Source organism: Acidisoma sp. (assembly GCF_965199065.1).
Taxonomy (GTDB): Bacteria; Pseudomonadota; Alphaproteobacteria; order Acetobacterales; family Acetobacteraceae; genus Acidisoma.
Window position 1 is genome coordinate 2,164,518 of the sequence record NZ_CBDAQN010000003.1, and the last position, 26,645, is coordinate 2,191,162.

Consider the following 26,645-nt stretch of genomic DNA (forward strand, 5'->3'; position numbering starts at 1 on the left):
GGCCGGTCTATGGCCGAATTTCCGCGCGAATGCGAATCAGGAAACGGCGGCGGCGGGGTGAGCCCGTGCGGCATCTGCCACGCAATCGGCGCAGACGCCTTCCACCTCGACCGTGGCGGCTTTGGGCCTGAAACCCCTCGCTGCGGCCGCCTGGTCGATTGCCACGCGAATGCGGCTGTCGCCCATCTCGAAGACACGGCTGCAGGACGTGCAGATGAGGAATTGGGTGGCGTCGAGGCCATGATGCGCATGATCGGGTCCGCAGCGGTCGAGCATGTGGGAGCAGCCGACGAAAGCCGAGAGGCGCTCGATCTTATGCACCAGACCCTGTGCGGTGAGGAATTCGAGCGCCCGGTAGACGGTCGGCGGGGCAGCCGGACGGCCATCTACCCGCAGCCGGTCGAGAAGGTCATAGGCGCCCGACGGACGCGGGTTATCCAGAATGAGGCCGAGAACGAGACGCCGCTGGTCCGTCAGCCGCAACTGCCGCCGCTCACAGAAGGCTTCGGCCTGATCAAGCAAGCGCTCGGTATCGGGTGTGAATGAGGCCGGAGGCATTCGTCAGTATAACTTAACGGATGCTTGAGCCGCCAATCTTTGTTGCCAGCGCCGTCGGCTGTTCAGTTCGGCGTGCGCTTCCGGCGGACAGGCGTCTTGCGAGCCGCACGGAAACTCGGCAGCCACCACTCGATCGGCTTGTCCTCGTCGTCATCCGCCGGAACTACCGGCTCCACAGCCGGCTGCTCAGCGACCTGGCGCCGTCCCTGCTGAGGCTTCACGGTTGCCGCGACGACCTCGACCTCAGGCTCGGGGACAGGCTTCCTGGTCATCCGTCGTTTCTGCGGCACCGGCGCGGCAGCCGAGACCTCCGTATCGCCGAAAAGATCAGCCGCCGGAGCCGCTGCGGGCTCAGCGGCGACAGCCGGAACAGGCTTCGGGGCAGCCGCGGCCTCGACCTTCCTCTCCAGCATGGATAGAGCAAGCGTCGCTTCCGCGGCTCGCGTTTCGGCCTGCTGGCGAGCCTCGCGCTCCGCGGCCAGAAGTGCGTCCCACTGGGCGCGCGCTTCGCCCTCGTGCAGCGACTTCTCCTCGAGAGACATTTCGGCATGTTTAAGTTTGGTCTTGAGGGAACTGATCAAAACGTTCGCCTCGTCCAGCGCCCGTTCGGATTTCTGCCGCGCCGAACGTTCCTCCCGCAAATCCGCGGTCAAGGCGGCGACCTTGTTTTCGCCGCCCGCATCATTGTCCCGCCCACGGTGGAGCATGACGACGGGCACATCGCCGTCCTGCGCGAAACGACGGCGTTGCCGGACGCTGTCATGGGATGCCGGCGCCGCGCCGGACGCGGCGGAGGAGGGTTGCCCGGAACCGGCCGGACGCGTGCCAAGGCCCAGCGCAAGACGCATACGCGCTTCCGCGGTGTCCGTGGGCTCTAGAGGCTGGTCGAGATTTGGGTTTTGGGAAGACATCTGTACTCTATCAAAAGGAACCGGAAAAACACAATTGGTGCCCTGCAAATTACAAACATGTAACGCGAGGCAATTGGTCGATTCGCTGAACTATTACTTGAAGTGAAACGGCTTAAAATGCAAGGGTCTGTTCGGTGATTTTACGCAATCGCTGTTCCCGCGCCTCGGTATGAGATGCAACGAGCCGTCTGCAGCTGCCGCGAGGCCTCCTGCCATGGAACAAAAGACGCCTCCGACATCATCCGTCTATAATACAAGCGTTACGTTATGCTTTCTTTAACAGTAACGCTGTAGCCATGACTTACTCGATCGCCGGGAACAGCAAGCGCCGGGATCGCTCTGTTCTTCGGGCAAGATATGAAGCCGCGTCGGCGCCGAAGCGGCCCATTTAGCCTTACCGCAGGCAGGTCAATGCTTTTTCTTCAGCTGTTTCGCCAAGGTTTCGGCGATGGCCATGAAGGCGCGCGCGCCTTCGCTCATTGGGGCCGCGGCCACGATCGGCGTTCCGGCATCCGAAGTCGACCGGACATCGAGCAACAATGGAATTTCGCCGAGGAACACATGGCCGAGGCGCTGCGCTTCGGCGCGGGCGCCCCCGTGACCGAAGATCTCAGAGCGGTGCCCGCAGTTCGGACAGCAGAAGACGCTCATATTCTCGATGACGCCGAAGACGGGAATCTCCACCTTCTCGAACATCCGGACGGCGCGGCGCGCGTCGATGAGGGCGATATCCTGAGGCGTCGAGACGATGACGGCGCCCGATACCTGGACCCGCTGGGACAGCGTCAGCTGAATGTCGCCCGTGCCGGGGGGCAGATCGACCACCAGCACGTCGAGTTCGCCCCAATTCACCTGGCCAAGGAACTGCTGCACGGCGCCCATGATCATCGGGCCGCGCCAGATCATCGCGCTGTCCTCCTCCACCAGCAGACCCATGGACATCGCCCGGAGCCCCCAGGCCTCGACCGGGATCATCCGGTCGCCGCGCACCTCCGGCCGTCGGTGCTCGCCCAGCATGCGGGGCAGGCTCGGCCCATAGATGTCGGCGTCCATCAGTCCGACCCGGAGCCCCAGACGGGCCAGCGCCACCGCAAGATTGACCGAGACCGTGGATTTGCCGACGCCGCCCTTGCCGGAGGCGACCGCCATGACATGCGCAACGCCCGGGATCGGCATCGGCTTCGGCGCCGGAGGCCGCGCAGCCGCTTGATGAGAGGCCGGCTGAGGAGGCGCCGGCTGGGGAGTGGCCACCGGAGCAGCGGAGGCGCGATGGGCGGTCAGCACGATCGTCGCGTTGGCGACGCCGGGCAGGCGGGCAATGGCGCCCTCGGCCGCGCGGCGGGCGGGTTCGAGCGCATCCGCCCGGGCGCGGTCGACGCCGAGCGTCACCTGCACCAGCCCGTCCCGCACCAGCACGCCCTCAAGGGTCGCGCTGCCCAAGGTTTCGCCGGCGGCATCCTCGGCCTGGAAGCCGGCCAGCAGGCGGCGCACCGCAAGCGCTATCGTGTCGTCTGACTGGGACATGCTGGATGCTTCCGCCGGTTGAACAGGACGAGGGAAAACGTCCGCCGCGTTCTGCTGCTCGTCGTGCTTGTGATCGAGCGCTCGCATGGGCACAATCCCTTTTCATGCTGCCAATGTCCATTGGAAGAGCCAGCTAGAACCCATGCGTTTACTTCTGCTCGCCTCTGCTTTCGCTCTCATGGCGCCGACCGCTGCCGCGGTGGCGCATGACGCGCCGGCGGGCTTCGCCGATCTGGCGGCGCAGCTGCTGCCATCCGTCGTCAATATCGCCAGCACCGAGAGCGCCGCGAGCGCCAGCGCCGACAACGAAGGCAACACCACCGGCGGCGGAGCGACACCCGGCGCCCAAACCGGCGCAGCGCCCGGCGGGCAGACGGCGTCGACTGGCGTCTCAGGCTCGCTGCCGCCGGTCGACCGGAACTTCCAGTCCTTCCTCAGCAGCGCCGAGGGGCCCGGCTCACCCGATGCCAGCGGCGGCGGCACCCAGATGCAAAGCCTCGGGTCCGGCTTCATCATCGACGCCTCGGGCCTCGTCGTCACCAACAACCACGTCATCGACGGCGCCGAGACCATGAGCGTGATCCTGGCGGATGGCACCTCGCTGCCGGCGACGCTCGTCGGCCGCGACACGGTGAACGACATCGCGCTGCTGCGCGTCCATCCCGCGCATCCCCTGACGGCGGTGCATTTCGGCGCGTCGCGCTCGGCGCGGATCGGCGACTGGGTGATCGCCATCGGCAATCCCTACGGCCTGGGCGGCACGGTGACCGCGGGCATCGTCAGCGCCCGCGGGCGGGATCTCGATGAGGACGGGGCGAGCGACTACATCCAGACGGACGCCGCCATCAACCGCGGGAATTCCGGCGGCCCGCTGTTCGACATGAGCGGCGAGGTCGTCGGCGTCAACACCGCCATCTACTCGCCGTCCGGCGGTTCGGTCGGCATCGGCTTCGCGATCCCCTCGGACGAGGTCGAGGCGGTCGTCGATCAGCTGCGCCTCTACGGCAAGCCGCGCCGCGGGTGGATGGGCGTGCAGGTGCAGAACGTGACGCCGGACATCGCCTCGGCGCTTGGCATGCCGGATGCCGTCGGTGCGATGGTCGGCACCGTCGCTCCCGGCGGCCCGGCGGCGCAGGCGCATCTGCAGCCCGGGGACATCATCCTGGGCTTCAACGGCCGCCTCGTGCCCGACATGAAGGCGTTCCCTCGCATGGTCGAGGATAGCGGAGTCGGCGATGCGGCCGTGGTCGATTACTGGCGCTCCGGACACCCCGGCCGCGCGACCCTGACGATTGCCGACGAGCCCGCCGAACCTGCAGCCGCCCCGGCGCCCAAACCCGCGGCGGCGCCGGCGCCACCCGCGCCGGCCTCGGTCGCCGGGCTAGGCCTGACGCTCTCCAACGTCACGCCCGGCCTGCAGAGCAAGTTCGATCTCCCTTCCGGCACGCAGGGCGTCGTGATTACCGCGGTTGCTCCCAACAGCGTCGCCGCTCGGCAGGGCCTGGCCGCCGGCGACGTGATCCTGGAGCTGGGCGGCGCTCCGGTCGGGCGCATCGGCGATGTCCTCTCGCGGATCGCGGCACTGCGCGCGGCCCGCCGCAATCAGGTGCTGCTGCTGGTGCAGGGCTCGGACGACACCCAATGGATCAGTCTCGATCCGGGCTGGGCCGGGTGACCTCCCGCCCTGTCCCCCGCCCCTCGTGAGCTACATCGCCTTCATCCTCAGCGTCGTCCTCAGCGCGGCGGGCGCGATTGTCCTTAGCTATCTCGTTCACCACCTCATCCATATCGATACCCGCCGCCGCCATCAGGAGGTCGGCACGACGGTCTTTCTCCAGCTTGGCGTGCTGTTCGCAGTGCTGCTCGCCTTCGTCTTCAGCGAGGCATATAGCGAGTATGGCGAGGCCCAGCAGGCGATCGACCTCGAATGCGGCGCCCTGCACGCGGCCTCGATGATCGAGAGCACGCTGCCTACGGCCGAGGCCCGCGCGATGCTGGATCTGGAGGGTACCTACCTTCGCGATGTCATCGCGAACGACTGGCCGGAGATGCGCGACCACCATCGCGGCAGCCGGAAAGCCATCCTCACCCTCACGGAACTCATGCAGACCGCGGCCCGGCTGCCGATCGCGAGTGAAGCGGACACGCCCGTGAAGGGCCAGTTGCTGGAGTTGCTGTCCACCGCCCATGCCGAGCGGGAAGTGCGCCTGTATCAGGCCCGGAACGGCCTGCCGGCGATCCTGTGGGTCGTGCTCATCGGCTTCAGCCTCGTCCTGATGGTCTTCGTCGCCTTCTCCAGCATCGAGCGCTATTCCTGGCTGACCCTTTTCGTGACGACCTTCGCCATCTGCGTCAGCGCCATCCTGGCCCTGGTCGCCCTGTTGAATTACCCCTTCCAGGGCGCGCTCGCGCTGACGCCGTCCGATTTCGTCGAGAGGCTGGGCGACGTGACCGCCCTGTTGCGGAGCCTCGGCTAGGCTTCCAGATCGGCATCCCAATAGAGGAAGTCGAGCCAGGTCTTGTGCAGGTTGTCCCGCGTCGAGTGGCGCTTGGCGAACTCGTCGATCTGGTGCGGGCTAGGCTCGTAAGGCGAGCGCAGCAGCCGCAGCCCGCTCTCCCGCAATGACTTGCTGCCCTTGAACAGGTTGTCCCGCTGGCAGCAGGTGACGACGTTGTGCCACACCGTGGTGCCCCCGCGGCAGCGCGGAACCACATGGTCGAAGGTCAGCTCCTTCGCCGTCAGCGTCTCGCCGCAGTATTGGCACCGGAAGCCGTCGCGCAGAAATACGTGGTAGCGCGTGAAGGCGACATGCTTGCGCTTATGGTAGCGCTTCAGCGCGACGACCGAGGGGATGGGGAAGGACTGGTTGGCGGAGTGTACTTCGGCCTCGTAGTTGATGACCGGGCTCACCCGGTCCTGCAGAACCGCCACCAGCGCATCCTGCCACGGCCAGACCGATAGCGGACCCCAGCTCAGCGGCTGCATATCCGCATTCAGCACGAGAGTTTGAAGGCCGGCTGAGATATGGCTCACCGGACTACCCTCGCGGGCCGAGCATTTGCCGAACCGGCGCCGGGTTGCCATCCCGGGCTGGTGGCGTGAACAGGCTGGGAGCCATAAGCCAATCGCCGCTCCTTAACGAGCGACCATATCAGGTTAGGAAACGCCACTGACTCAACCAGATATGGAGCGCCGCTGAATTCCTGTCTTGACTATTGCAAAGCCCGCGCGGCTCGGCAAGCATCCCGGCGACGGTGTCATCGGGGATTCATGCAGGCCGCCGCTTCGGTCATCGCTCGTCATGTCGCCGCGAAGGCCTCCCGCAGCACGCGCGCGCCCGCTGTAAGCCCCTCTGGATCGATGCTGTGCCCCAGTTGCGGCCGCATCAGCAGTTCCACCGGCACGTCCAGGGACCGCAACAGATCGGCGGCGACGCTCGACGCCTCGGCCGGAACCACCTCATCCTTCGCGCCATGGACGAGCAGAACCCGCGCCCGGTTGGCGATCTCGTCCCGCAACTCGGCAGGTGCCAGTAGCATGCCCGAATAGGCGAGGATGGCGCGCGGTGGCACAGGGCGGCGAAGCCCCGTGAACAGCGCCATCATCGCCCCCTGGCTGAAGCCCGCCAGCACATACTCGGTCGGGGGAATGCCGAGCTCCGTCAGCGTCGCATCGATATAATGATCGAGCGCGGCGCAGGCGGCGCGGACCCCGGCCGCCATCGCCTCGGGCCGCCAATCCTTCAGGCTGAACCATTGCCGGCCTGCAGTGGGATCGCCGGGAGGGATCATGTCGTAGGACTCGGGTCCGTCCGGCGCCGCGAACACCGCATGCGGCAAGGCGGCCGCCAGCATCGGCCCCACGGCGATGAGGTCCTGGCCGTTGGCGCCCACGCCGTGGCAGATGATCACGAGCTGTTTTGGCGCTCCGGGCGCTGTCGGGCCAAAACGCGGTCCGTTCAAAGTCTGCATGCGTTGGCCTCGTGCTTCATCAAGGCGCCGATGCTACAGCAGTTCCGCCGTGACCCAAGCCCACACCATCGTGACGCGATTCGCGCCGAGCCCCACCGGCTATCTCCACCTGGGCCACGCCCGCGCTGCCCTGATCGCCTCCCGCCGCGCCGCCGAGGCTGGCGGGCGCTTCCTCCTGCGGATCGAGAACATCGACGCTACCCGGTGCCGTCCTGAGTTCGAAGCCGCCATCATGGCGGACATGGCTTGGCTCGGCATTGTCGGGGACGGGCCGGTCCGCCGCCAAAGCGACCATCTGGCCGATTATGCCGCGGTCCTGGACAAGCTGCGCGCGCGTGATCTGCTCTACCCGTGCTTCTGCACCCGGTCGGAGATCGCCCGGTCCGGCATCGCCCCCCATGGTCCCGACGGTCCGGTCTATCCCGGCACCTGCTCCCTTTTATCGAGGGACCACGCGCTGTCCCGCATAGCGGCGGGCGAACCGCATTGCTGGAGGCTACGCATGGCGCATGCGGCAGAGATCGCCGGGCCGCTGGATTACGAGGAAGAGGGACGGGGGCTGATAGGCTGCGACCCGGAGGCATTCGGGGATGTGGTGCTAGCCCGCAAGGACTGTCGAGGCAGCTACCACCTCTGCGTGACGCATGACGACTGGGTGCAGGGGGTCACGCTGGTGACGCGAGGAGAAGAGCTTCGGGCCGCTACCCACATTCATCGTCTGTTGCAGACAATGATGAAGTGGAGCGCGCCCCGCTACGCGCATCATGCGCTGCTGACGGACGCCTCCGGCGCCAAGCTCTCGAAGCGGGACGGCGCCCTCAGCCTGCGTCAACTGCGAGCGGAGGGCATGCCCGTCGAGGATGTACTACGCCGTCTTGATCTCTGAAGACTGCCCGGCTGGTTTCCAGCGCCGCATGAGGACGACGCCCAACAGGGCGGAGGCCACGAACAGCACCCCACCGAGCACAATCTGCTCCGTGTGGGAGACCTGCACGCCACTGCCGAGCAGCGCGAAGACCAATGTCTGCGGCACGTAACCGATGGCCGACGCCACCAGGAAGGCCGGCGCGCTCACCGAGGACAGACCGGCGAGCAGGCTTAGCAACACGTTGTTGCCCACCGGCAGCAGACGCAGCGTGAGAGACGCCATAAAAGGCTGCGCGCTCAACTGGGCGTCCATTCGGGCCAGCCGGGCGCCGATGCGTCCCTGCACCCAATCCCGTGCAAAGGCTCGCGCCCAGAAGAAGTCCGTCACGCAGCCGAGGATCTGCGCCACCATCGCCAGGGTGATGCCGAGCTTCAAGCCGAAGGCATAGCCGCCGGCGAAGGCGACCGCCTGCCGCGGCAGACCCGCGGCGCACAGCAACGCCCCGGCAGCGACGAAGAAGGCCTCGCCTTCGATGCCGTGACCCATCACGTATTGTGCGAGAAGCCCGCCCTGAACGCCGCCTGCCAGCGTCTTGAGCACGACGCCCGCGATAACGAGGCCGAGCAGCAGGCCGAGAGGCTTGACGAACAGGCGCCAAGGCTCCTGAGCCCGGGGCCGGGCAGCGGATTGGGTTGAAACAGCGCTCACGGCTTGCCTCCTGCAGTCACGACATCGCCTTCAATCACCAGCCCCTCGGAGAGGCGACGCTCGATCGCGGCGACCGGCGGCTCGATGATCTGACCATCGATTTCCGGCCCGCGCCAGCGGCGCTGAAGCCAATACATGCCCGCGAGGTCAACTATTCCAACCCGCAGTCTCTGCCAGTTGTTGTAGTTCGACTGGCCCTCCATGCGCGGCCGGTGATTCACCGGCATGGAGATGACGCGGCCGCCCTGGCGGATGAACAGCGCCGGCAGGAACCGGTGCATGTGATCGAAGTGCGGAATGTCCTGGAAGGCATCGCGCCGGAAGACTTTAAGGCCGCAGCCGGTATCTGGCGTCGCATCCTTCAGGATCGACGCGCGCACCTTGTTCGCGATGCGCGAGCCCCAACGCTTGGCGGAGGTGTCGCGACGCTTCTGCCGCCAACCGGCCATGAGGATCGGCTGGGGACCGACGCGCTCCTCAGCCTGGCCACGAGCGAGCATCCCGGGGATCGAGGCAGGATCGTTCTGGCCGTCGCCGTCGAGTGTCGCGATCCAGGTGCCGCGAGCATGCTTCACGCCGGTGATGACGCCAGCGCTTTGGCCGCAGCTCGCCTTGTGGCGGATGATGCGCAGAGGCGCGCCTTCGGCGAGCGCCTGACGCAGCCGTTGCGGCGTCTCGTCCGTGCTGCCGTCGTCGACATAGACGATTTCAAAGGAGATGTCGGTGAGTGCCGCGCGGATCTCCCCGATGAGTGGGAGAATGTTGGGAGCCTCGTTCCGCACCGGCACGACGACCGAGATCAACGGCTGCCCGCCGTGCGGAGACAACAGAGAACCCTGGTTAAGTGCCTGGCTCATGAAACGGCGGCTCCTTCGCGGCGATCGGGAGATTGGGTGGACAAGCCAGAACGGCCAGCCACCCTCTCGATCATGCTAGGAAGCACCTTAAAAATGCTCAGAAAATGGCCCTCGCCGCCATGATTGACGCCTTAGTTCAGGCAGTTCGGTCCGCACGCGAACCGATTGCCGCCTGAGCCGCCGCCAGCCTTGCGACCGGCACCCGGTACGGGCTGCAGGACACGTAGTCGAGCCCGATGCTCTGGCAGAAGGCGATGCTCGAGGGATCGCCGCCATGCTCGCCGCAGATGCCGAGCTTGAGCTTCGGCTTGGTCTGCCGGCCCTTCTCGGCGGCGATCTGCACCAGCAGGCCAACGCCGTCGCGGTCGAGCGAGATGAACGGGTCTTTCTCAAAGATCCCGCTCTCGATGTATTTGGGCAGGAACTTGCCCGCATCGTCCCGCGAGAGGCCGTAGGTGGTCTGCGTCAGGTCGTTGGTGCCGAAGCTGAAGAAGTCGCCCACCTCGGCGATCTTGTCCGCGAGCAGGGCGGCGCGCGGCAGTTCGATCATGGTGCCGACCTGATACTCGACCCGGCGACCCTTCGCCTCGAACACCTGTTTCGCAATGCGGTCGACCTGAGCCCGGGTGATCTCCAGCTCGCGCTTGGACGCCACCAGCGGGATCATGATTTCGGGTACCGGCGCGGCCCCGGTCTCCTCGGCGACGAGGATCGCCGCCTCGAAGATCGCCTGCGCCTGCATCTCGTAGATTTCCGGGTAGGTTATGCCGAGGCGGCAGCCGCGATGGCCGAGCATCGGGTTGGCTTCGGAGAGATCCGCCGCGCGGCGGTGCATCGTCGCCATGTCGACGCCGAGCGCCGAGGCGACCTCCGCCAGCTCATGCTCGCCATGCGGCAGGAACTCGTGCAGCGGCGGGTCGAGCAGGCGGATCGTCACGGGCAAGCCCGCCATGATCCGGAATAGCGCGACGAAGTCCTCACGCTGGAACGGGAGCAGCTTCTCGAGCGCCGAACGCCGTCCTTCCTCGTCCGACGCCATGATCATCTGGCGCACGGCGCCGATACGGGTCGGGTCGAAGAACATGTGCTCGGTGCGGCAGAGGCCGATGCCTTCGGCGCCGAAGCGCTTGGCCGTCTCGGCGTCGAGCGGCGTCTCGGCATTGGAGCGTACCGCGAGCGTCCGCACGTCGTCAGCCCAGCTCATCATGACGCCGAAGTGGCCGGACACCTTGGGCTCGATCATTGCCACGTAGCCGGCGAAAATCTCGCCGGTCGCGCCGTCGATGGTGATGACCTCGCCGGCCTGGATGGTCTTTCCGCCGGCCGAGAGCGTCTGCGCGCCGTAATCGACCCCAACCCCGCCGGCGCCGGAGACGCAGGGACGGCCCATGCCGCGCGCCACCACCGCCGCGTGGCTCGTCATGCCCCCGCGCGTGGTGAGAATGCCGCGCGCCGCGTGCATGCCATGGATATCCTCCGGGCTCGTTTCGACGCGCACGAGGATGACCGCCTCGCCCTTCTGCGACCGCATCTCCGCCTCGTCTGCGGAGAAGACGACGAGGCCGGAGGCGGCGCCGGGGCTCGCCGGCAGGCCGCGCGAGATCAGGGTGCGCTTGGCGGTCGGGTCGAGCATCGGGTGGAGCAGCTGGTCGAGCGAGGCCGGGTTGATGCGCGTGATCGCTTCCTCGCGGGTGATGAGCCCGGCCTCGGCCATCTCGACGGCAATGCGAAGCGACGCGGGCGCGGTGCGTTTCCCGCTTCGGGTCTGCAGCATGTAGAGCTTGTTGCTCTGCACGGTGAACTCGATGTCCTGCATGTCCTTGTAGTGGTTCTCCAAGGTCTCGCGGACTGTCAGCAGCTCGGCATAGGCCTCGGGCAGCGCCTCCTCCATGCTGACCTCGCCGGGCTTGGCGCGGGCGCGGGACAGCGGTTGCGGCGTGCGGATGCCGGCGACGACATCCTCGCCCTGCGCGTTGACCAGGAACTCGCCGTAGAAGACGTTCTCGCCGGTCGAAGGGTCGCGGGTGAAGCACACGCCCGTCGCGCAGTCGGTTCCCATGTTGCCGAAGACCATCGCCTGGACGTTGACCGCCGTGCCCCACTCGGAGGGGATGTCGTGCAGGCGGCGATAGGTGATGGCGCGGGTGTTCATCCAGCTGCCGAAGACGGCGCCGATGGCGCTCCACAGCTGCTCGGTCGGCGACTGCGGGAACGGCTTGCCGGTCTCGTTGAGCACCAGCGACTGGTAGGCCTCGACGACCTCCTGCCACTGATGGGCGGTAAGCTCCGTATCCTCGATGACGCCGCTGTCGATCTTGGCCTGCTCGATGATTTCCTCGAAGCGATGGTGGTCGACGCCGAGCACGACGCTGCCGAACATCTGGATGAAGCGGCGATAGCTGTCCCAGGCGAAGCGCTCGTCACCGGAGGCGGCAACCAGTCCGATGACCGTCTCGTCGTTCAGGCCGAGGTTGAGGACGGTGTCCATCATGCCGGGCATCGAGACGCGGGCGCCGGAGCGCACGGAGACGAGCAGCGGCTTCTCGGCATCGCCGAACTTCAGGCCGACGGCTTCCTCGACCCGGGTGAGGGCCTCGCGGACCTGCGCGTCGAGGTCGTCCGGATAGCGGCTGCCGTTCTTGTAGAAGGCGGTGCAGAGATCGGTGGTGATGGTGAAGCCGGGCGGCACGGGCAGGCCGATGGTCGCCATCTCCGCGAGGTTGGCGCCCTTGCCGCCGAGAAGATTGCGCATCTCGGACCTGCCTTCGTTGTGGCCGGCGCCGAAGTTATAAACCCACTTGGTCGTTACTTCGTTCATCAGGCGGTTCCCGTTGTTTCTAGCCGCGAGAAGTCGGCGGCGCGATCCGTCAACGACCGTAGCCGCTTCAGCAGTCTCAGGCGATTAATTCTTAAAGCTGCCGTCTCGGAATTAACGGTCACGTCATCGAAGAAACTGTCGACCGCGGGCCGTATGGCAGCAAGTCTTGTCATGGCGGCGGCATAATCTTCGTCCGCGAGTGCTTTTGTGACGGCAGTATCGGCGTCTGCGAGAACTGTGTTGAGGGTTTTCTCGGCGGGTTCCTCCAACAGCGCGGCATCGACCTCGCCAGTGTCGGGCGGGCCTTTGCGTTCCTCGATGCGCAGGATGTTGGTGGCGCGGCGGTAGGCGGCGAGCAGGTCCGCGCCTTCGGCGGTTCCAAGCAACGCCTCGACGGCATCGGCGCGGTGGAGGAGGCGGGTGAGGTCGTCGTCGTTGGCGGCGGCGAAGGCGGCTGCGAGCACGTCATGCCGGCGGCCCTCGGTACGGAGCTGGACGCGCAGACGCTCGACGATGAAGGCGAGAACGTCGTCCCGCACGGCGATCTTGCGGCCTTCGTCCGCGTTCGTGTCGCTGAGGGCGGAGTGAATTTCCGGGCGCAGGGGCAGGCGAAGGCCGTTCTCACGAATAATGCGGATGATGCCGAGGGCCGCCCGCCGCAAGGCGTAGGGGTCGCCCGAGCCCGTCGGCTTCTCGTCGATCGCGAAGAACTGCGCGAGCAGGTCGATCTTGTCGGCAAGGGCGACTGCGATCGAGACCGGGGCGGCCGGTACTGCGTCGCTCGGGCCTTTGGGCGCGTAGTGATCGCGGATGGCCGCCGCGACCTCCGGATGCTCGCCGTCATGCAGTGCGTAGTAGCCGCCCATGACGCCCTGAATCTCGGGAAACTCGCCGACCATGCCGGTCGTGAGGTCGGCCTTGGCGAGGGTCGCGGCATGGAAGGCAAGCCGCCAATCGGCGTCCAGCGACTTCGCGACATGATCGGCAAGGCGCGCCAGCCTTCCAACGCGGTCGTGTTGTGTGCCGAGTTTGGCGTGGAAGGTGACCTTCTTCAGCGCCTCCACGCGGCTCTCCAAGGTCTCGCGCCGGTCGAGATCCCAAAAATGCCGCGCATCCGATAGCCGCGCCCGCAGCACCCGCTCATTGCCGGCGACAATCGCCGCGCCCTTATCCGCCGCCGCGATGTTGGCCGCGAAGACGAAGGCGGGCGCGGGTTTCCCCGCGGCGTCCGTGAGCGCGAAGTAGCGCTGGTTGATGCGCATGGAGACCTGCCGGACTTCCGGCGGCAAATCCATGAAACGGTCGTCGATCCGCCCGAGCAGCGCCACCGGCCATTCGACCAGACCCGCCACCTCGTCGAGCAGCCCGTCGTCCGGCACGACCGAGTAACCTGCGGAGGCCGCTCGCGCGCCAATGCCCTCGGCGATCAGCGCGCGACGCTCGGACGCATCAGCGATCACGCAGCGATCCCTCAAGGATCCCTCATATTGGGCCGAGGACGTAATGCGGATCTCGCCCGGCGCCATGAAGCGGTGGCCTTCGGTGAGGTCGCCGCTGACGAGCCCGTGCCCGTCATCGTCGCCGCTCGCCAGGGTGAATGGCACGACCGCGCCGTCGAGCACACAGAGGATGCGGCGCAGCGGGCGCACCCAGGTAAAGGCGCTGGTGCCGCCCCAGCGCATCGACTTCGGCCAGGGAAAGCGCCGCAGGAGTGCGGGGATCGCCTCGGCGATCAGCGCACCGGCCGGGCGGCCGGCGACCGTCTTTTCCAGCAGCCAGTAGCCGGCATCCTCCCGCAGATCGTCCCGCGTCGCGCCGTGCTTGCGCAGGAACCCCGCGAGCGCCTGTTCGGGCGCGGCGAGTTTAGGTCCGCGCTCGCTGACGGTGGAGGCCGGCACTTCGGCTGCAACCTCGCCCATCCAGGCTATGCGGCGAGGCCCGTACAGCGTGCGGGCGTTGTCAGGCTTCAGCGGCGCCAGCGCCTCGGCGAGAAGGCGGGCGAGGTTGTCTGCCGCCTGTGCCTGCATGCGGGCGGGGATTTCCTCGGAGAAGAGTTCTAGCAGAAGGTCGGCCATCACGCCTGCTCCCCGGCGAGCCACGCCTCGCAGCAGCCGCGCGCCAGCACCCGCACCCGGCCGATATAGGCGGCGCGTTCGGTCACGCTGATGACGCCCCGCGCATCGAGCAGGTTGAACAGATGGCTCGCCTTGATGCACTGGTCATAGGCCGGCTGGGCCAGCTTCGCATCCAGTAGCCGGCCGCACTCGTGCTCGGCATCGGCGAAGTGCCGCGCCAGCATCCCGGTATCCGCGACCTCGAAGTTATGGGCGCTGTAGTCGCGCTCGGCGCGGAGGAACACATCGCCGTAGCTCACGCCCTGGCCGTTGAAGTCGAGGTCGTAGACGTTTTCGACCCCTTGCACGTACATCGCCAGCCGCTCCAGCCCGTAGGTGAGTTCCATGCTCGGCAGGGCGCAGGTGATGCCGCCGACCTGCTGGAAGTAGGTGAACTGCGTCACCTCCATGCCATCGCACCAGACTTCCCAGCCGAGGCCCCAGGCGCCGAGCGTCGGGCTCTCCCAATCGTCCTCGACGAAGCGGATGTCGTGCGCGTTCACATCGATCCCGATGGCGGCGTAGCTGCCGAGCAGCAGCGCCTGGGCGTCGGCCGGGCTCGGTTTGATGAGCACCTGATACTGGTAATAGTGCTGCAGCCGGTTGGGGTTCTCGCCGTAGCGGCCGTCGGTCGGGCGGCGGCTCGGCTGCACATAGGCGGTCTTCCACGCCTTGTTACCCAGCGCGCGCAGGGTCGTGGCAGGGTGAAAGGTGCCGGCGCCCATCTCCACGTCGTAGGGCTGGAGGATGACGCAGCCTTGCGCGGCCCAATACTCATGCAGCCGCAGAATGATCCCCTGAAAGCTCAGGGGCTTGCGCTGGCTTGTCGAAGTCAGGTTCATGCGCTTCCGAGGGCTCGCCAAAGGGGGCCTTCCATTACGGTGCCCGCCGGCTTCGGGCAAGGCGCGGCCGGCTTAGCAAGGCTGCAAGGCAGAGAGCGGAGACAGCGGTATGAGCGACGCGGCGGCGGTGATCGCGGCCTATTACGCAGCCTTCAACGCGGGAGATAAGGCAGCCTTCCTCGATCTCCTGACCGAGGATGTGGCGCATGACATCAACCAGGGCGAGCGCCAGACAGGCAAAGCAGCGTTCGGACGTTTCGTCGACCACATGACGCGCTGCTACCGGGAGCGGCTGGAGGATATCGTGATCCTGACCGGCCCGGCACCCGACCGGGGCGCGGCGGAGTTCACCGTTGTCGGCGAGTATCTCGCGACGGACGAGGGCCTGCCCGAAGCCCGCGGCCAGACCTACGTTCTGCCGGCGGGCGCCTTCTTCACGTTGCGAGACGGCCGCGTGGCGCGCATCAGCAACTACTACAACCTGCAGGATTGGCTGGCCCAAGTCGCGGGCTAGCCGCGCGGACTTCCCGATCGCGAAACGGATGCAGGTTTGCCGCGTTCTCTGGGCTGGGCTGACCTCGCATTCTTGATGCTGCACCTGCGTTGACCGTCCGCCATCGCCAGATTACAGAAGCTCCAAGAGAGACAAAACCGCCTCCGGAGCCGTAACCGCGATTCTGTTTCGCTCCCGCGCATCCGGTTAATTAGTCCTGACAATCCACTGGAACCGCTTATGCCAGACGTGCGCGATGCATTGATTATCGGCAAGCGTAGCGACGGCTCGCTCGTCCGCCGCCCTCTCTCGCCGCATCTGCAGATCTACAAGCCGCAGGTCAGCACCGTCACGTCGATCCTGAACCGCGCCACCGGCATCGCGATCTCGGTCGGGCTGATCCTGATGGTGTGGTGGCTCGTCGCCGCCGCCACCGGCCCGAAAGCTTTCGCCTCGGCCCAGGGCTTCATCGGCTCGCCCATCGGCCTCATCATGATGTTCGGCTGGACGGTGGCGCTCTGGTATCATTTCTGCGCCGGCATCCGCCATCTCGTCTGGGACGCCGGCTACGGCTACGGGGTCAAGACCTCGCACCAGACCGCGCTCATCACCGTCGCGGCGACGGTAGTCCTGACCGTGATCAGCTGGATCATCGGCCTGGCCGTCTGGCTCTGAGGATCTCCGTCATGGCACAGAACGAAAAGCTCTCCGTCACGATGCGGCAGACGCAACTCGGCCGCGTCAAGGGCCTTGGTGCCGCCAAGACCGGCGTCCACCACTGGTGGGCCGAGCGCGTCACCTCGGTGGCGCTCATCCCCCTGACGCTATGGTTTGTCTTCTCGGTGCTCTCGCTCGCCGGGCATCCGCAGCCTGCGATCGCGCACTGGATTTCCCATCCCCTGGTGGCGGTGCTGCTCATCGCTCTGATCCTCGCCTCCTTCCATCACACGATCCTCGGGCTGCAGGTGATCATGGACGACTATATCCATGAGGAGATGCCGCGGCTCGCTGCCATCCTGACAATGAAGGCAGTTCTATACCTGCTGGGCCTCGCGGCACTGCTCGCCGTGCTGAAACTCGCCATCTGAAAAGGGCGCCACGATGAACGCGATCTCCAAGCCGTCGCTCGGTGCCTACAACGTCGTCGACCACACCTATGACGTGGTCGTGGTGGGCGCCGGCGGCGCCGGCCTGCGCGCGACGCTCGGCATGGGCGCCGCCGGCCTCAAAACCGCCTGCATCACCAAGGTCTTCCCCACCCGCAGCCACACGGTCGCGGCCCAGGGAGGCATCGGCGCCGCGCTCGGCAACATGGGCGAGGACGACTGGCGCTGGCATATGTACGACACCGTGAAGGGGTCGGACTGGCTCGGCGACCAGGACGCCATCGAATACATGTGCCGCAACGCCATCCCGGCAATTTACGAACTCGAGCATTTCGGCGTGCCCTTCAGCCGCACGGAAGATGGCCGCATCTACCAGCGGCCCTTCGGCGGCCACATGCAGGAATACGGCAAGCGCCCCGCCATGCGAGCCTGCGCCGCCGCCGATCGCACCGGCCACGCCATCCTGCACACGCTCTACCAGCAGAGCCTCAAGCATGAGGTCGAGTTCTTCGTCGAGTTCATCGCCCTCGACCTTATCATGGACGAGGACGGCACCTGCCGCGGCGTGACCGCCTGGAGCCTCGAGGACGGCCTCATCCACCGCTTCCGTGCCCAGAGCGTGGTGCTCGCCACCGGCGGCTACGGGCGCGCCTATCAGAGCTGCACCTCCGCCCATACCTGCACCGGCGATGGCAACGGCATGGCGATCCGCGCCGGCCTGCCCATGCAGGACATGGAGTTCGTGCAGTTCCATCCGACGGGGATTTTCAGCGCCGGCTGCCTCATCACCGAAGGCGCGCGCGGCGAGGGCGGCTATCTTACCAATGCCGCTGGCGAACGTTTCATGGAGCGCTATGCGCCGACCGCCAAGGATCTGGCGAGCCGCGATGTCGTTTCCCGCTCCATGACCATCGAGATCAACGAAGGGCGCGGCTGCGGTCCGAACAAGGACCACATCATGCTGCACCTCGAGCATCTCGGCGCCGAGCTTCTCCATGAGCGGCTACCCGGCATCTCCGAGACCGCCCGCGTCTTCTCGGGCGTCGATGTGACCAAGGAGCCGATCCCGGTGCTGCCGACCGTGCACTACAACATGGGCGGCATCCCGACGAACTACCACGGCGAGGTGCTCTCGCCGACCGCGGCGGACCCCGATCGCGTCGTGCGTGGGCTGATGGCCGTCGGCGAATGCGCCAGCGTGTCCGTGCATGGCGCCAACCGCCTTGGGACGAATTCGCTGCTCGACCTCGTGGTCTTCGGTCGCGCCGCCGCCCAGCGCGCCGCCGAGATCATTCAGCCCGGAGCCTCCCAGGCGCCGCTGCCGCCGAAGGCCGGCGAGGCCTCGCTCGACCGCTTCGATGCGACGCGTCACGCCAAGGGCGACACGCGCGTCTCCGAGCTGCGGGTCGATCTGCAGCGGGCCATGCAGTCGCACGCCGCCGTGTTCCGCAGCTCGGCGAGCCTCAAGGAGGGCGTCGCCAAGGTGCGGCGCGCCTGGGACGGAATGTCGGATATGGGCGTCGCCGACCGCAGCCTGATCTGGAACTCGGATCTCGTCGAGGCTCTGGAGCTGCAGAACCTGATGGGTAACGCCATGACGACGATGGTCGGCGCCGAGGCGCGGCTGGAAAGCCGTGGCGCCCACGCGCATGACGACTACCCGAACCGGGACGACGCCGAGTGGATGAAGCACACGCTCGCGTGGTGCGACGCCAACGGCAACGTCAAGCTCGGCTACCGCCCGGTGAAGATGCAGACCCTGACCAACGAGGTCTCGGTCTTTCCGCCCCAGAAGCGCGTTTACTGAGCGCGTTCACTAAGACGCCTCCCGAATATCGGAGCCTGATATGGCAACCTTTACCCTGCCAAAGAACAGCAAGGTCGTCGCCGGCAAGCGCTACCGGGCGCCGGCCGGCGCGAAACGCGTGCGCGAGTTCCACATCTACCGCTGGAACCCGGACGACGAACTCAACCCGCACACCGATATCTACGAGATCGATCTCGACGCCTGCGGACCGATGGTTCTGGACGCTCTCATCAAGATCAAGAACGAGGTCGACGGCACGCTGACCTTCCGCCGCTCCTGCCGCGAAGGCATCTGCGGCAGCTGCTCGATGAACATCGACGGCACCAACACGCTCGCCTGCCTCAAGCCCATCGAGGAGGTGAAGGCCGCGGTGCGGATCAACCCGCTGCCGCATATGGCCGTCATCAAGGATCTGGTGCCGGATCTCAGTCAGGCTTACGCGCAGTATCGCAGCATCGAGCCCTGGCTGCAGTCGGAGACGCCGCCGCCCCCCGATGGCGAGCGCCTTCAGAGCGTCGAGGAGCGGTCGAAGCTCGACGGCATGTGGGAGTGCATCCTGTGCTTCTGCTGCACCACGAGCTGCCCGAGCTACTGGTGGAATGGCGACAAATACCTTGGCCCGGCCGTGCTGCTGGCCGCCTACCGCTGGATCGCCGACAGCCGCGACGAGCATACGGGCGAGCGGCTGGACGCGTTGCAGGACCCGTTCAAGCTCTACCGGTGCCACACGATCATGAATTGCGCCGAGACCTGCCCGAAGGGGCTCAATCCGGCGCAGGCCATCGGCGAGATCAAGAAGCTGATGGTGCAGCGCCAGGGCTGACCGCCCTGGCCGCTCATCATGTTCAGGGGTAGCCTCGGCACCGCGAAGGGGCGGGCGGCCGCATGGTCCGACTCGCTTCTTGTCGACCACGGCGTGTTCCGCCTCGTCTGGTCGAACTGGGCGGAGGTCGTGCCGGGGCGCATGTATCGCTGCAACCATCCGCAGGCCTGGCGGCTGGCGGCAGCGAAGCGCCGGCTCGGGATCAGAACCATCATCAATCTCCGCGGGCGGCGGTTCTGCGGGTCCGACGCTCTGTCGCGCGAGGCGGCGGATCGCCTCGGGTTGCGCCACATCGACATGGCGTTCGAGAGCCGTGGTGCTCCGCACCGGGACCGCATCCTGCGTTTCGCCGATATTTGCCAGAACCTGGATGAGCCGGCGGTCATGCACTGCAAGTCTGGGGCAGATCGGGCTGGCCTCGCGGCAGGGCTGTTCCTCATGTTCAACGGCGGCACGAGCCAGGACGCCTTGCGCCAGCTCTCCTGGCGGTTCGGCCATTGGCGCCGGGCCCGCACCGGCATTCTCGACGCGTTCTTTCACCGCTACGCCGAACAGGCCGAAGGGCGCATCCCATTTCTGGAGTGGGTCAGCACGGAATATGATGAAGCCGCGTTAAAGCGGGATTTCGTGGCGGGTGGGTTGTCGGCCTTCATGGTTGATCGCGTGCTCCGGCGCGAATAAAGGGTCGGTGCGGCGCCAGAATGGCTCCCCCAGGCGTCCGCACGAACCCGAAACGGCAACGGCCCTCAGGATGATCGACGAAGACGTCCCGTCCAACCTTTCGGCCGGCCTGCGCCCGCCGGCACTCAGCCTTGCGGCGGGCAGCATCGTGGTCGGCCTGATCGTGCTGGCGCTCAAGGCGGGCGGCTGGTGGATCACGGGCAGTGCCGCGCTCTACTCGGATGCGTTGGAGACGGTCGTCAACGTCGCGACCGCGGCCGTTGCGTTCTGGACACTCCGCATCGCGGCCAAGCCCGCGGACCACGACCATCCCTACGGCCATGACAAGGCAGAGTTTTTCTCGGCCGTGGTCGAGGCAGTGCTCATCATCCTCGCGGCCGGGTCGATCCTGCACCACGTCTGGCTCAACTTCCGGCTGGGTCATCAGCTCGACGCGCCGGTCCGTGGCATGGCGCTCAACGTCTCGGCGACCATCCTGAACGGCGGCTGGGCGTGGCTCCTGCTGAGCCAGGGGCGTCGCCTCCGGTCTCCTGCATTGCTCGCGGATGCGCGCCATCTCGGCACCGACGTGGTGACCTCGGTGGGCATTCTGCTCGGCCTCGTCCTCGTGCTGCTGACCGGCACGCTGTGGCTCGACTCGGCGCTCGCAGTGGCGACGGCGGCCTACATCCTCTGGACCGGCCTCCGCATGCTGCGCTCATCGCTGAGCGGCCTGATGGACGCCGCGCCGGATGACGAAACATTGGATCGCATCCGCCGGACCGTCAGCCTGCATGCCGACGGCGCTCTCGAGGCGCACGACCTGCGCACGCGGCAGGCGGGGCGGCTGACGTTTCTGCAATTCCACCTCGTCGTGCCGAGCGCGATGCGCGTGGATGAGGCGCATGACATCTGCGATCGCATCGAGACGGCGCTGATGCGGGAGATGGAGGGGTTGATCGTCACCATCCATGTGGAACCCGAACGGAAAGCGAAGCACACCGGTGTGGTCGTTCTCTGACCGGCCGGCTGACGCCGCTCGTCATGCCTCCGGGTTCTTCATCAATCGTTAGAGCGTGATGCGTTCGTTTGCGGCACCCGGCCTCGCGCTATTGCGTTGTCTGCTCGCGCGAGGCCTCGTCAACCTGAAAAGATGCCCGTTCAAAGATGTATGTCGGTAAGCGTGGGCTTTCCCTGTGCCACCGCGACGCCGGCGATACGGCCGCCGTCCTGGGCGGAGATCATGATCATGTCTCCGGCCGAGAGCATGTCGGCCGCGTCGGCGAAAAAGCCCTGTTCCGAGACATTATCCAACGCGTCGGCCCCTGCTTTATAGTGCCACAGCGTGAAGCCGTTCGCATAGGCCAGAACGCATAGATTGCGGAGTGCAAAAGACATCGTCGTTCTCTCACCTTGTGGTAGAGGACTAAAGTCCTCTGTGGTGTGCATCAGGAAATTATGCCTAGCGACCGAAGCGGCCAGTCGAGCCGGTCCAGCGCCTCTCTCCATACGCGCCCTTCGGCCTTTTCCATCGGATTGGCGGCATCGGGGGCGCGGCCACGGTGGCCCCAGAGGCGCAGGATGCGGACGTGATGAAGGTCGATTCGCCGCCGGCGATAGAGCGTGTCGAGGCACTTCACGACTTCCGCCGGCGAGCAGATCGCAGCGGCTGTCTGACGCGTCCCGGCCTTTCGCGGCGCGTCCTCGGCCTCTGCCGTCAGGGCCTGGACCATCCAGATAATGCAGGCTTCGGCGTCTGCGAACGGCCGGCCGCGCCTGTGCGGGCCGCCGGACGCGCTGCCGCGAAGGGCTGGCGCCGCACCGCGCCCGGGTGCGCGGAAGACGCCGCGCGGGCTCGGCGGGATGGGCCCGGCGACGGGCTGCCGCCCGCTGGCAGGGCCTGTCGTTCTCTCTTTCTGGATCATGAAAACATCCGTGTCTGGGGGTCCCGAAGGGTGCCGACGGTCGTCGTCGGCTGCTCCGCAGAGATCAAGGTGATCCCGCGAAATGGCGCGCAACTTCCATTTCGGTATCAATTCCATTAACGCAATAGATTCAAATTAGCAATAAAAATAGGGATAGATTCCCATTTTTGGTTGTTGCTCCCGCCTTGGCCTTGAATTCGATGGAAACCTGATGCGGCACGAAGATATTTGGCGCGCGATCGACACACTCGCGGCGGAGCGTGGTCTCTCGGCCTCCGGCCTTGCGCGCCGGGCGGGCCTCAACGCGACAACCTTTAATATATCGAAACGATCGACGCCGGATGGCCGCGCAAGGTGGCCGAGCACGGAGAGCGTGTCCAAGGTTCTGGGGGCCGCGGACGCGACGCTGGAGGAGTTCGCGAGCCTGGTAAGCGGCGCCCGCGCCTTGCCCGCCGGCGGCCGGCCGACGACGCGGCGACTGCCGATGATCGCGATGACGCAGGCGGCGCTGCCCGGCTTTTTCGACGACTCGGGTTATCCCTCCGGCAAGGATTGGGACGAGGCCGGCCTGCCCGAGGTGTCCGACCCCCACGCCTTCGCGATCGAGGTCAGCGGCGACGCGCTCGAACCCGTCTACCGGGACGGGGACATGCTGATCGTCTCGCCGCTGGCGCCGGTCAGGCGCGGCGACCGCGTCGTTCTGAAGGACCGGAAGGGGCGCGTCATGGTGCGCCAGGTCGTGCGCCGGTCGCCGCGCGGCGTCGATGCGCGGTCGCTTAACCCGGCACGCGGCGATATAAGGCTAGGGACGGAGGCGATCGTCTGGATGCACCGCATCGTCTGGGTCAGCCAGTAGCGATGCATCGTCGGGATCAGCCAATGACGATCTGCCGCTACACAAGGCCGAATGCTGGCGCGCCGCACTGTTTACCCGGGAGAGACCAGCCCTACATGCGCCGCATGCCGCGTCAGCAGATGGATATCACGCCTGAACTTCTCCTCCGGGCCTACCGCGCCGGCCTGTTCCCGATGGCGGAAACGCGGGAGGGTTTTCGCCTCTACTGGCTCGACCCGGAATTGCGGGGCGTGCTGCCGCTGGACACATTCCACCTGCCGCGCCGGCTCGCGCGGACGGTGCTTTCGGACCGTTACCGTGTCACCTCGGACGCGGCCTTCGAAGTAGTGATAGCCGCCTGCGCCGAGTCCGGACCACGCCGTGCGGAAACCTGGATCAACCCGACCATCGAACGTCTTTTCGTCGAGCTGCATGAGCTTGGGCATGCTCATAGTATCGAGTGCTGGAACGGCACGGAGCTTGTAGGCGGCCTGTATGGGCTCGCCATCGGCGGCGCGTTCTTCGGGGAAAGCATGTTCTCCCGGGCAAGGGACGCCTCCAAGGTGGCGCTCGTGCATCTCGTGGCGCGGCTGCGGATGGGCGGGTTCACGCTGCTCGATACGCAGTTCGTCACCACGCATCTGGCTCAGTTCGGCACGCGGGAGGTCCCGCGCGCGGTCTACCGCCGGAGCCTCGCGGACGCCATCGATGCCCCGGCGGTCTGGATCGGAGACGAGGTCGGTAACGATTGGCGGGATACTGTCGAAGAGATGCGCGAGGAGAGCGGATGACGATCGCGAGCAAAATCTGGGCGGGTCTGGCGCTGGCGGTGCTTGCCCCGCTGGGTGTCTCGTCAGGCGCCCGGGCGCAGGACTTCCCGACGATCGAGCCTCAGCGGCCGGTTGCCATAACCTATGATCTCTCGTCCACGGCGACGGGTCCGATGCAAATCCAGGCATTTGCCGATCCCGCCCAGCAGGTCGCGCGCCTGCAACTCGGCCAGGGATCGGATTATCTGTTGCTGAACCGGGCCACCGAGCAGGTGATGCTCGTCTCGCCGGGTAAAGGGCTGATCTTCGTCGTCTCTTCGGCGGGGATGCTGCATCGCCGGCTGGGTCCTGATTCGGGGCTGCGGTTCACCCGCGCCGGGCACCGCATGATAGCGGGCGAGGGCTGTACCGTCTGGAACGTCGTCGGGCCGTCGGGAAGCGGAGACGCCTGCGTGACCCGTGACGGCGTTGTTCTGGAGGGCGCGGGGCAGGGCGACCGGCCCGACGATCACGGCCAGATCCCTTCGGGTCATCTGCAGGCCACCGCCGTGAGCTACGCGCCGCTGCCGCCCTCCCTGTTCCGACCGCCGGCCGGCCTGCAGGAGGTCGATCTGCCGCCTAGTCTGTTCCGGGCCCTGATCCCCGGACTTGCAGGAGTAGCGAACCCATGAGCCTCCCGAGCGTGCCTGCGACACCTTCGGCCGCGCGGCGTTCCCCCGGCGCGTCGGTTGTCCGGCGGACAGGACCGGCTGGATGGTTCACCGCCCCCTGGAGGGATCGTTCGGGCAGGTTCTCGGCCTGGAAGACCCTGGTGCTCGGCGGCTGCGTCCTGCCCGGCGTCTATATGACCGGCCAGTGGTGCCTGGGCGACTTCACCAGCCGCCCGCTCAATCAGGCGATGCTGATGACCGGCGTCTGGGCGGTGTGGTTCCTGCTGCTTTCGCTCGCGGTGAGCCCGGCCCGCTCCATATTCGCGCTGCCCAAACTCATCCAGGTGCGGCGGATGCTCGGCCTCACCGCCGCCGCCTACACCGTCGCGCATCTCATCTTCTACGGCGCCATGGAGGGTTTCAACCTGCCCTTCGTCGTCGGAGAGATCATCCATCGCTTCTACCTGACCATCGGCTTCATCGCGGTGGCGGGTTTCGTGGTGCTCGCCATTACCTCGACCGATGCCTCGATCCGCAGTCTCGGGAAGCGCTGGAAGCTGCTGCACCAGCTCATCTATCCGATCGCGGTGTTGTCGCTGTGGCATTTCTTCCTGACGCAGAAGATCGACGTGACGCTGGCGGTTCTGCCGACAGGGCTGTTCCTGTGGCTGATGCTCTGGCGCGGACTGCCTCCTGCCGCGGAGCGGACGGTCGCGGGGCTGCTGGTTCTCGCACTGGTGGCAGGCGCCGGGACGATCGCGCTGGAATACGCCTGGTACGATCTCGCGACCTTTGTTCCCGCGTCCCGGGTGCTGGCGGCGAACTGGCATTGGGGACCGCAGGGTCCGCGGCCGTCCTTCTGGGTCACGCTGGATGGCTTGGCCGTCGTGGTGGCCGCGCTCGTCTGGCGGAACATTCCGAAGGCGAAGCTCGGGGGCCTCGCGCTTCGGTAGGTCGTCAGGCGGCCTGAGGCTCCGCCAGCAGGTTCTGCGCCACGAGCGTCTCCGCGATCTGCACCGCATTGAGCGCCGCGCCTTTGCGCAGGTTGTCCGCCACGCACCAGAAGGCGATGCCGTTCGGCACCGTCGGGTCCTTCCGGACGCGGCTGACGAAGACATCGTCCTCGCCGGCGATCTCGGCGGGCGTGGCGTAGCCGCCATCCTCGCGCACATCCAGGACGGTGATGCCCGGCGCATCGCGGAGCGTCGCCCGCGCCTCGCCGGCCGTCAGCGCGTTCTCGAACTCGACGTGAAGCGCCAGCGCATGGCCGATGAAGACCGGCACGCGCACGCAGGTGGCGATGACGGCGATCGACGGGTCGAGGATTTTCTTCGTCTCCACGACCATCTTCCACTCCTCTTTGGTGGAGCCGTCGTCCATGAACACGTCGATGTGGGGGATGACGTTGTAGGCGATGTTCTTGGTGAACTGCTGTGGCGTGACGGGGTCGTTCACGAACAGCGCCCGGCTGTTGCTGAACAGCTCGTCCATGCCTTCCTTGCCCGCACCCGAAACCGACTGATAGGTCGCGACGGAAACGCGCTTGATCCTGAACTCGTCGTGGAGCGGCTTCAGGGCGAGGACCATCTGAATGGTCGAGCAGTTCGGATTGGCGATGATGCCTTTCTTCCGCCAGCCGGCAAGTGCGCCGGGGTTGACCTCCGGCACGACCAGCGGCACGTCCGGGTCCATGCGGAACTGGCTCGTGTTGTCGATGACCAGGCAGCCGGCGGCGGCGGCGCGCGGTGCATGGACAGCCGAGACCGATGCACCTGGGCTGAAGAGGGCGATGTCCCAGCCTCGGAAGTCGAACTTCTCCAGGTTGTGCGTCTTGAGGACGCGGTCTTCGCCGAAAGAAATCTCGACCCCTGAGGAGCGGCCGGAGGCCACCGCCGCGATGTCGCTGATGGGGAAATTCCGTTCGGCGAGCGTTTTGAGCATCTCGCGTCCCACAGCCCCTGTGGCGCCTACGACCGCGACCCGATACCCCATCATCCTTGCTCCCGCTTCACGACCCCGGACCCGGGGCGATCTCGCCGGTTAGCGACTTGTACCTCTCGCGACAAGCGAAGCTTGAGCCGGGCAGCCTCCCGACAGGAGGTGGACAAAGCCGCCGTTCGACGCTTATCGTTGCAAGTTCGACACGAGTAGGGTTTTCATGGGCGTTGTCCGCATTCGCAGCTTTGCCTTTTCGGGCATCCAGGCCGTGCCGGTCGAGGTGCAGGCTCAGGCTGCCAGCGGCCTGCCGGCCTTCCAGGTGGTGGGCCTGCCCGACAAGGCGGTGGCGGAGGCGCGGGAACGGGTGCGGGCGGCGCTCTCCGCCATGGGCCTGTCCCTGCCTGCCAAGCGGCTGCTGATCAACCTCGCCCCCGCCGATCAGGTCAAGGAGGGCAGCCATTTCGAC

Annotated in this window: 28 protein-coding genes; 15 read left to right on the forward strand and 13 right to left on the reverse strand. The window is 66.5% G+C overall.

Features of this window, described 5'->3' with window-relative positions; translation table 11 throughout:
- Positions 1-36 precede the first annotated feature (36 nt).
- From ACOEQ1_RS18230 to ACOEQ1_RS18240, 3 genes are all read right to left on the reverse strand, one after another.
- Positions 37-558: a Fur family transcriptional regulator gene (locus ACOEQ1_RS18230; protein WP_419760637.1), complete on the reverse strand. Its 522-nt coding sequence runs from the start codon at positions 556-558 to the stop codon at positions 37-39.
- A gap of 62 nt (positions 559-620) precedes the next feature.
- Positions 621-1,406 (reverse strand): hypothetical protein, encoded by a 786-nt coding sequence (locus tag ACOEQ1_RS18235; RefSeq protein WP_419760638.1) that lies wholly within the window; start codon positions 1,404-1,406, stop codon positions 621-623.
- 471 nt (positions 1,407-1,877) lie between these two features.
- Complete coding sequence (locus ACOEQ1_RS18240) at positions 1,878-2,993, reverse strand: Mrp/NBP35 family ATP-binding protein (protein ID WP_419760740.1); 1,116 nt, start codon at positions 2,991-2,993, stop codon at positions 1,878-1,880.
- A gap of 142 nt (positions 2,994-3,135) precedes the next feature.
- On the opposite strand from ACOEQ1_RS18240, the gene ACOEQ1_RS18245 reads away from it, so the two are divergent.
- Both ACOEQ1_RS18245 and ACOEQ1_RS18250 read left to right on the forward strand, forming a co-directional pair.
- Complete coding sequence (locus tag ACOEQ1_RS18245; RefSeq protein ID WP_419760639.1) at positions 3,136-4,668, forward strand: Do family serine endopeptidase; 1,533 nt, start codon at positions 3,136-3,138, stop codon at positions 4,666-4,668.
- A 25-nt stretch (positions 4,669-4,693) separates the two neighbouring features.
- On the forward strand, positions 4,694-5,470 hold the full coding sequence (locus ACOEQ1_RS18250; protein WP_419760640.1) for a hypothetical protein: 777 nt from the start codon (positions 4,694-4,696) through the stop codon (positions 5,468-5,470).
- Here ACOEQ1_RS18250 and ACOEQ1_RS18255 read toward each other — a convergent pair.
- On the reverse strand, positions 5,467-5,979 hold the full coding sequence (locus ACOEQ1_RS18255) for an HNH endonuclease (protein ID WP_419760741.1): 513 nt from the start codon (positions 5,977-5,979) through the stop codon (positions 5,467-5,469). The genes ACOEQ1_RS18250 and ACOEQ1_RS18255 overlap by 4 nt on opposite strands.
- A gap of 314 nt (positions 5,980-6,293) precedes the next feature.
- Positions 6,294-6,965, reverse strand: coding sequence for an alpha/beta hydrolase (locus ACOEQ1_RS18260; RefSeq protein ID WP_419760641.1), 672 nt, complete (start codon positions 6,963-6,965; stop codon positions 6,294-6,296).
- 49 nt (positions 6,966-7,014) lie between these two features.
- Between ACOEQ1_RS18260 and gluQRS the strand changes: the two genes are divergently transcribed.
- On the forward strand, positions 7,015-7,851 hold the full coding sequence (gene gluQRS, locus ACOEQ1_RS18265; RefSeq protein ID WP_419760642.1) for a tRNA glutamyl-Q(34) synthetase GluQRS: 837 nt from the start codon (positions 7,015-7,017) through the stop codon (positions 7,849-7,851).
- On the opposite strand, the gene ACOEQ1_RS18270 is transcribed toward gluQRS, so the two are convergent.
- From ACOEQ1_RS18270 to ACOEQ1_RS18290, 5 genes are all read right to left on the reverse strand, one after another.
- Positions 7,831-8,541, reverse strand: coding sequence for a TVP38/TMEM64 family protein (locus ACOEQ1_RS18270; RefSeq protein ID WP_419760643.1), 711 nt, complete (start codon positions 8,539-8,541; stop codon positions 7,831-7,833). The two genes, gluQRS and ACOEQ1_RS18270, sit on opposite strands and share 21 nt — an antisense overlap.
- Positions 8,538-9,398, reverse strand: a complete 861-nt coding sequence (locus ACOEQ1_RS18275; protein WP_419760644.1) for a glycosyltransferase family 2 protein — start codon at positions 9,396-9,398, stop codon at positions 8,538-8,540. The genes ACOEQ1_RS18270 and ACOEQ1_RS18275 overlap by 4 nt, the downstream gene beginning before the upstream one ends.
- A 136-nt stretch (positions 9,399-9,534) precedes the next feature.
- Positions 9,535-12,216, reverse strand: a complete 2,682-nt coding sequence (ppdK, locus tag ACOEQ1_RS18280) for a pyruvate, phosphate dikinase (RefSeq protein ID WP_419760645.1) — start codon at positions 12,214-12,216, stop codon at positions 9,535-9,537.
- Positions 12,216-14,291 carry a glycine--tRNA ligase subunit beta gene (glyS, locus tag ACOEQ1_RS18285; RefSeq protein ID WP_419760646.1) on the reverse strand — a complete coding sequence of 692 codons (2,076 nt, stop codon included), beginning with the start codon at positions 14,289-14,291 and terminating at the stop codon, positions 12,216-12,218. The genes ppdK and glyS overlap by 1 nt, the downstream gene beginning before the upstream one ends.
- Positions 14,291-15,172, reverse strand: a complete 882-nt coding sequence (locus ACOEQ1_RS18290; RefSeq protein ID WP_419760647.1) for a glycine--tRNA ligase subunit alpha — start codon at positions 15,170-15,172, stop codon at positions 14,291-14,293. Before ACOEQ1_RS18290 ends, glyS begins: the two co-directional genes overlap by 1 nt.
- A gap of 109 nt (positions 15,173-15,281) precedes the next feature.
- On the opposite strand from ACOEQ1_RS18290, the gene ACOEQ1_RS18295 reads away from it, so the two are divergent.
- The 7 genes from ACOEQ1_RS18295 (at position 15,282) to ACOEQ1_RS18325 (ending at position 21,082) form a co-directional block, all read left to right on the forward strand.
- Complete coding sequence (locus tag ACOEQ1_RS18295) at positions 15,282-15,686, forward strand: ketosteroid isomerase-related protein (protein WP_419760648.1); 405 nt, start codon at positions 15,282-15,284, stop codon at positions 15,684-15,686.
- A 219-nt stretch (positions 15,687-15,905) separates the two neighbouring features.
- Positions 15,906-16,340 carry a succinate dehydrogenase, cytochrome b556 subunit gene (gene sdhC, locus ACOEQ1_RS18300; protein ID WP_419760649.1) on the forward strand — a complete coding sequence of 145 codons (435 nt, stop codon included), beginning with the start codon at positions 15,906-15,908 and terminating at the stop codon, positions 16,338-16,340.
- Between the two features lie 11 nt (positions 16,341-16,351).
- On the forward strand, positions 16,352-16,753 hold the full coding sequence (gene sdhD, locus ACOEQ1_RS18305; RefSeq protein WP_419760650.1) for a succinate dehydrogenase, hydrophobic membrane anchor protein: 402 nt from the start codon (positions 16,352-16,354) through the stop codon (positions 16,751-16,753).
- A gap of 13 nt (positions 16,754-16,766) precedes the next feature.
- Positions 16,767-18,578 (forward strand): succinate dehydrogenase flavoprotein subunit, encoded by a 1,812-nt coding sequence (sdhA, locus tag ACOEQ1_RS18310; protein WP_419760651.1) that lies wholly within the window; start codon positions 16,767-16,769, stop codon positions 18,576-18,578.
- A gap of 40 nt (positions 18,579-18,618) precedes the next feature.
- On the forward strand, positions 18,619-19,401 hold the full coding sequence (locus tag ACOEQ1_RS18315; RefSeq protein WP_419760652.1) for a succinate dehydrogenase iron-sulfur subunit: 783 nt from the start codon (positions 18,619-18,621) through the stop codon (positions 19,399-19,401).
- A gap of 18 nt (positions 19,402-19,419) precedes the next feature.
- Positions 19,420-20,082: a tyrosine-protein phosphatase gene (locus ACOEQ1_RS18320; RefSeq protein WP_419760653.1), complete on the forward strand. Its 663-nt coding sequence runs from the start codon at positions 19,420-19,422 to the stop codon at positions 20,080-20,082.
- Between the two features lie 70 nt (positions 20,083-20,152).
- Complete coding sequence (locus ACOEQ1_RS18325) at positions 20,153-21,082, forward strand: cation diffusion facilitator family transporter (RefSeq protein ID WP_419760654.1); 930 nt, start codon at positions 20,153-20,155, stop codon at positions 21,080-21,082.
- Positions 21,083-21,222: 140 nt separating this feature from the next.
- Here ACOEQ1_RS18325 and ACOEQ1_RS18330 read toward each other — a convergent pair whose 3' ends face one another.
- Together ACOEQ1_RS18330 and ACOEQ1_RS18335 are read right to left on the reverse strand one after the other, a co-directional pair.
- Positions 21,223-21,459, reverse strand: a complete 237-nt coding sequence (locus ACOEQ1_RS18330; RefSeq protein WP_419760655.1) for a hypothetical protein — start codon at positions 21,457-21,459, stop codon at positions 21,223-21,225.
- Between the two features lie 50 nt (positions 21,460-21,509).
- Complete coding sequence (locus ACOEQ1_RS18335) at positions 21,510-21,986, reverse strand: hypothetical protein (RefSeq protein WP_419760656.1); 477 nt, start codon at positions 21,984-21,986, stop codon at positions 21,510-21,512.
- 211 nt (positions 21,987-22,197) lie between these two features.
- Between ACOEQ1_RS18335 and ACOEQ1_RS18340 the strand changes: the two genes are divergently transcribed.
- From ACOEQ1_RS18340 to ACOEQ1_RS18355, 4 genes are all read left to right on the forward strand, one after another.
- Entirely contained in the window at positions 22,198-22,842 is a 645-nt protein-coding gene (locus ACOEQ1_RS18340; RefSeq protein ID WP_419760657.1) for a S24 family peptidase, read from the forward strand.
- Positions 22,843-22,946: 104 nt separating this feature from the next.
- Positions 22,947-23,612 carry a leucyl/phenylalanyl-tRNA--protein transferase gene (gene aat, locus ACOEQ1_RS18345; RefSeq protein ID WP_419760742.1) on the forward strand — a complete coding sequence of 222 codons (666 nt, stop codon included), beginning with the start codon at positions 22,947-22,949 and terminating at the stop codon, positions 23,610-23,612.
- Entirely contained in the window at positions 23,609-24,262 is a 654-nt protein-coding gene (locus ACOEQ1_RS18350) for a hypothetical protein (protein ID WP_419760658.1), read from the forward strand. The genes aat and ACOEQ1_RS18350 overlap by 4 nt, the downstream gene beginning before the upstream one ends.
- Positions 24,259-25,194 (forward strand): sulfite oxidase heme-binding subunit YedZ, encoded by a 936-nt coding sequence (locus ACOEQ1_RS18355; protein ID WP_419760659.1) that lies wholly within the window; start codon positions 24,259-24,261, stop codon positions 25,192-25,194. The genes ACOEQ1_RS18350 and ACOEQ1_RS18355 overlap by 4 nt, the downstream gene beginning before the upstream one ends.
- A gap of 4 nt (positions 25,195-25,198) precedes the next feature.
- On the opposite strand, the gene ACOEQ1_RS18360 is transcribed toward ACOEQ1_RS18355, so the two are convergent.
- The gene (locus ACOEQ1_RS18360; protein WP_419760743.1) at positions 25,199-26,233 is read right to left on the reverse strand and encodes an aspartate-semialdehyde dehydrogenase; all 1,035 of its coding nucleotides are present in this window, start codon (positions 26,231-26,233) and stop codon (positions 25,199-25,201) included.
- Between the two features lie 166 nt (positions 26,234-26,399).
- Between ACOEQ1_RS18360 and ACOEQ1_RS18365 the strand changes: the two genes are divergently transcribed.
- Positions 26,400-26,645: magnesium chelatase domain-containing protein (locus ACOEQ1_RS18365; RefSeq protein WP_419760660.1), on the forward strand; the 246-nt coding region annotated here is incomplete at its 3' end.

Bases quoted from the DNA above. Each gene is read 5' to 3' on its own strand.
- ACOEQ1_RS18230 (WP_419760637.1), bottom strand. From the start codon at position 558: ATGCCTCCGGCCTCATTCACACCCGATACCGAGCGCTTGCTTGATCAG.
- ACOEQ1_RS18235 (WP_419760638.1), bottom strand. From the start codon at position 1,406: ATGCGTCTTGCGCTGGGCCTTGGCACGCGTCCGGCCGGTTCCGGGCAA.
- ACOEQ1_RS18240 (WP_419760740.1), bottom strand. From the start codon at position 2,993: ATGTCCCAGTCAGACGACACGATAGCGCTTGCGGTGCGCCGCCTGCTG.
- ACOEQ1_RS18245 (WP_419760639.1), top strand. From the start codon at position 3,136: ATGCGTTTACTTCTGCTCGCCTCTGCTTTCGCTCTCATGGCGCCGACC.
- ACOEQ1_RS18255 (WP_419760741.1), bottom strand. From the start codon at position 5,979: ATGCAGCCGCTGAGCTGGGGTCCGCTATCGGTCTGGCCGTGGCAGGAT.
- ACOEQ1_RS18260 (WP_419760641.1), bottom strand. From the start codon at position 6,965: ATGCAGACTTTGAACGGACCGCGTTTTGGCCCGACAGCGCCCGGAGCG.
- ACOEQ1_RS18275 (WP_419760644.1), bottom strand. From the start codon at position 9,398: ATGAGCCAGGCACTTAACCAGGGTTCTCTGTTGTCTCCGCACGGCGGG.
- ppdK (WP_419760645.1), bottom strand. From the start codon at position 12,216: ATGAACGAAGTAACGACCAAGTGGGTTTATAACTTCGGCGCCGGCCAC.
- glyS (WP_419760646.1), bottom strand. From the start codon at position 14,291: ATGGCCGACCTTCTGCTAGAACTCTTCTCCGAGGAAATCCCCGCCCGC.
- ACOEQ1_RS18290 (WP_419760647.1), bottom strand. From the start codon at position 15,172: ATGAACCTGACTTCGACAAGCCAGCGCAAGCCCCTGAGCTTTCAGGGG.
- ACOEQ1_RS18295 (WP_419760648.1), top strand. From the start codon at position 15,282: ATGAGCGACGCGGCGGCGGTGATCGCGGCCTATTACGCAGCCTTCAAC.
- sdhC (WP_419760649.1), top strand. From the start codon at position 15,906: ATGCCAGACGTGCGCGATGCATTGATTATCGGCAAGCGTAGCGACGGC.
- sdhD (WP_419760650.1), top strand. From the start codon at position 16,352: ATGGCACAGAACGAAAAGCTCTCCGTCACGATGCGGCAGACGCAACTC.
- sdhA (WP_419760651.1), top strand. From the start codon at position 16,767: ATGAACGCGATCTCCAAGCCGTCGCTCGGTGCCTACAACGTCGTCGAC.
- ACOEQ1_RS18315 (WP_419760652.1), top strand. From the start codon at position 18,619: ATGGCAACCTTTACCCTGCCAAAGAACAGCAAGGTCGTCGCCGGCAAG.
- ACOEQ1_RS18320 (WP_419760653.1), top strand. From the start codon at position 19,420: ATGTTCAGGGGTAGCCTCGGCACCGCGAAGGGGCGGGCGGCCGCATGG.
- ACOEQ1_RS18325 (WP_419760654.1), top strand. From the start codon at position 20,153: ATGATCGACGAAGACGTCCCGTCCAACCTTTCGGCCGGCCTGCGCCCG.
- ACOEQ1_RS18330 (WP_419760655.1), bottom strand. From the start codon at position 21,459: ATGTCTTTTGCACTCCGCAATCTATGCGTTCTGGCCTATGCGAACGGC.
- ACOEQ1_RS18335 (WP_419760656.1), bottom strand. From the start codon at position 21,986: ATGATCCAGAAAGAGAGAACGACAGGCCCTGCCAGCGGGCGGCAGCCC.
- ACOEQ1_RS18340 (WP_419760657.1), top strand. From the start codon at position 22,198: ATGCGGCACGAAGATATTTGGCGCGCGATCGACACACTCGCGGCGGAG.
- aat (WP_419760742.1), top strand. From the start codon at position 22,947: ATGCCGCGTCAGCAGATGGATATCACGCCTGAACTTCTCCTCCGGGCC.
- ACOEQ1_RS18350 (WP_419760658.1), top strand. From the start codon at position 23,609: ATGACGATCGCGAGCAAAATCTGGGCGGGTCTGGCGCTGGCGGTGCTT.
- ACOEQ1_RS18355 (WP_419760659.1), top strand. From the start codon at position 24,259: ATGAGCCTCCCGAGCGTGCCTGCGACACCTTCGGCCGCGCGGCGTTCC.
- ACOEQ1_RS18360 (WP_419760743.1), bottom strand. From the start codon at position 26,233: ATGGGGTATCGGGTCGCGGTCGTAGGCGCCACAGGGGCTGTGGGACGC.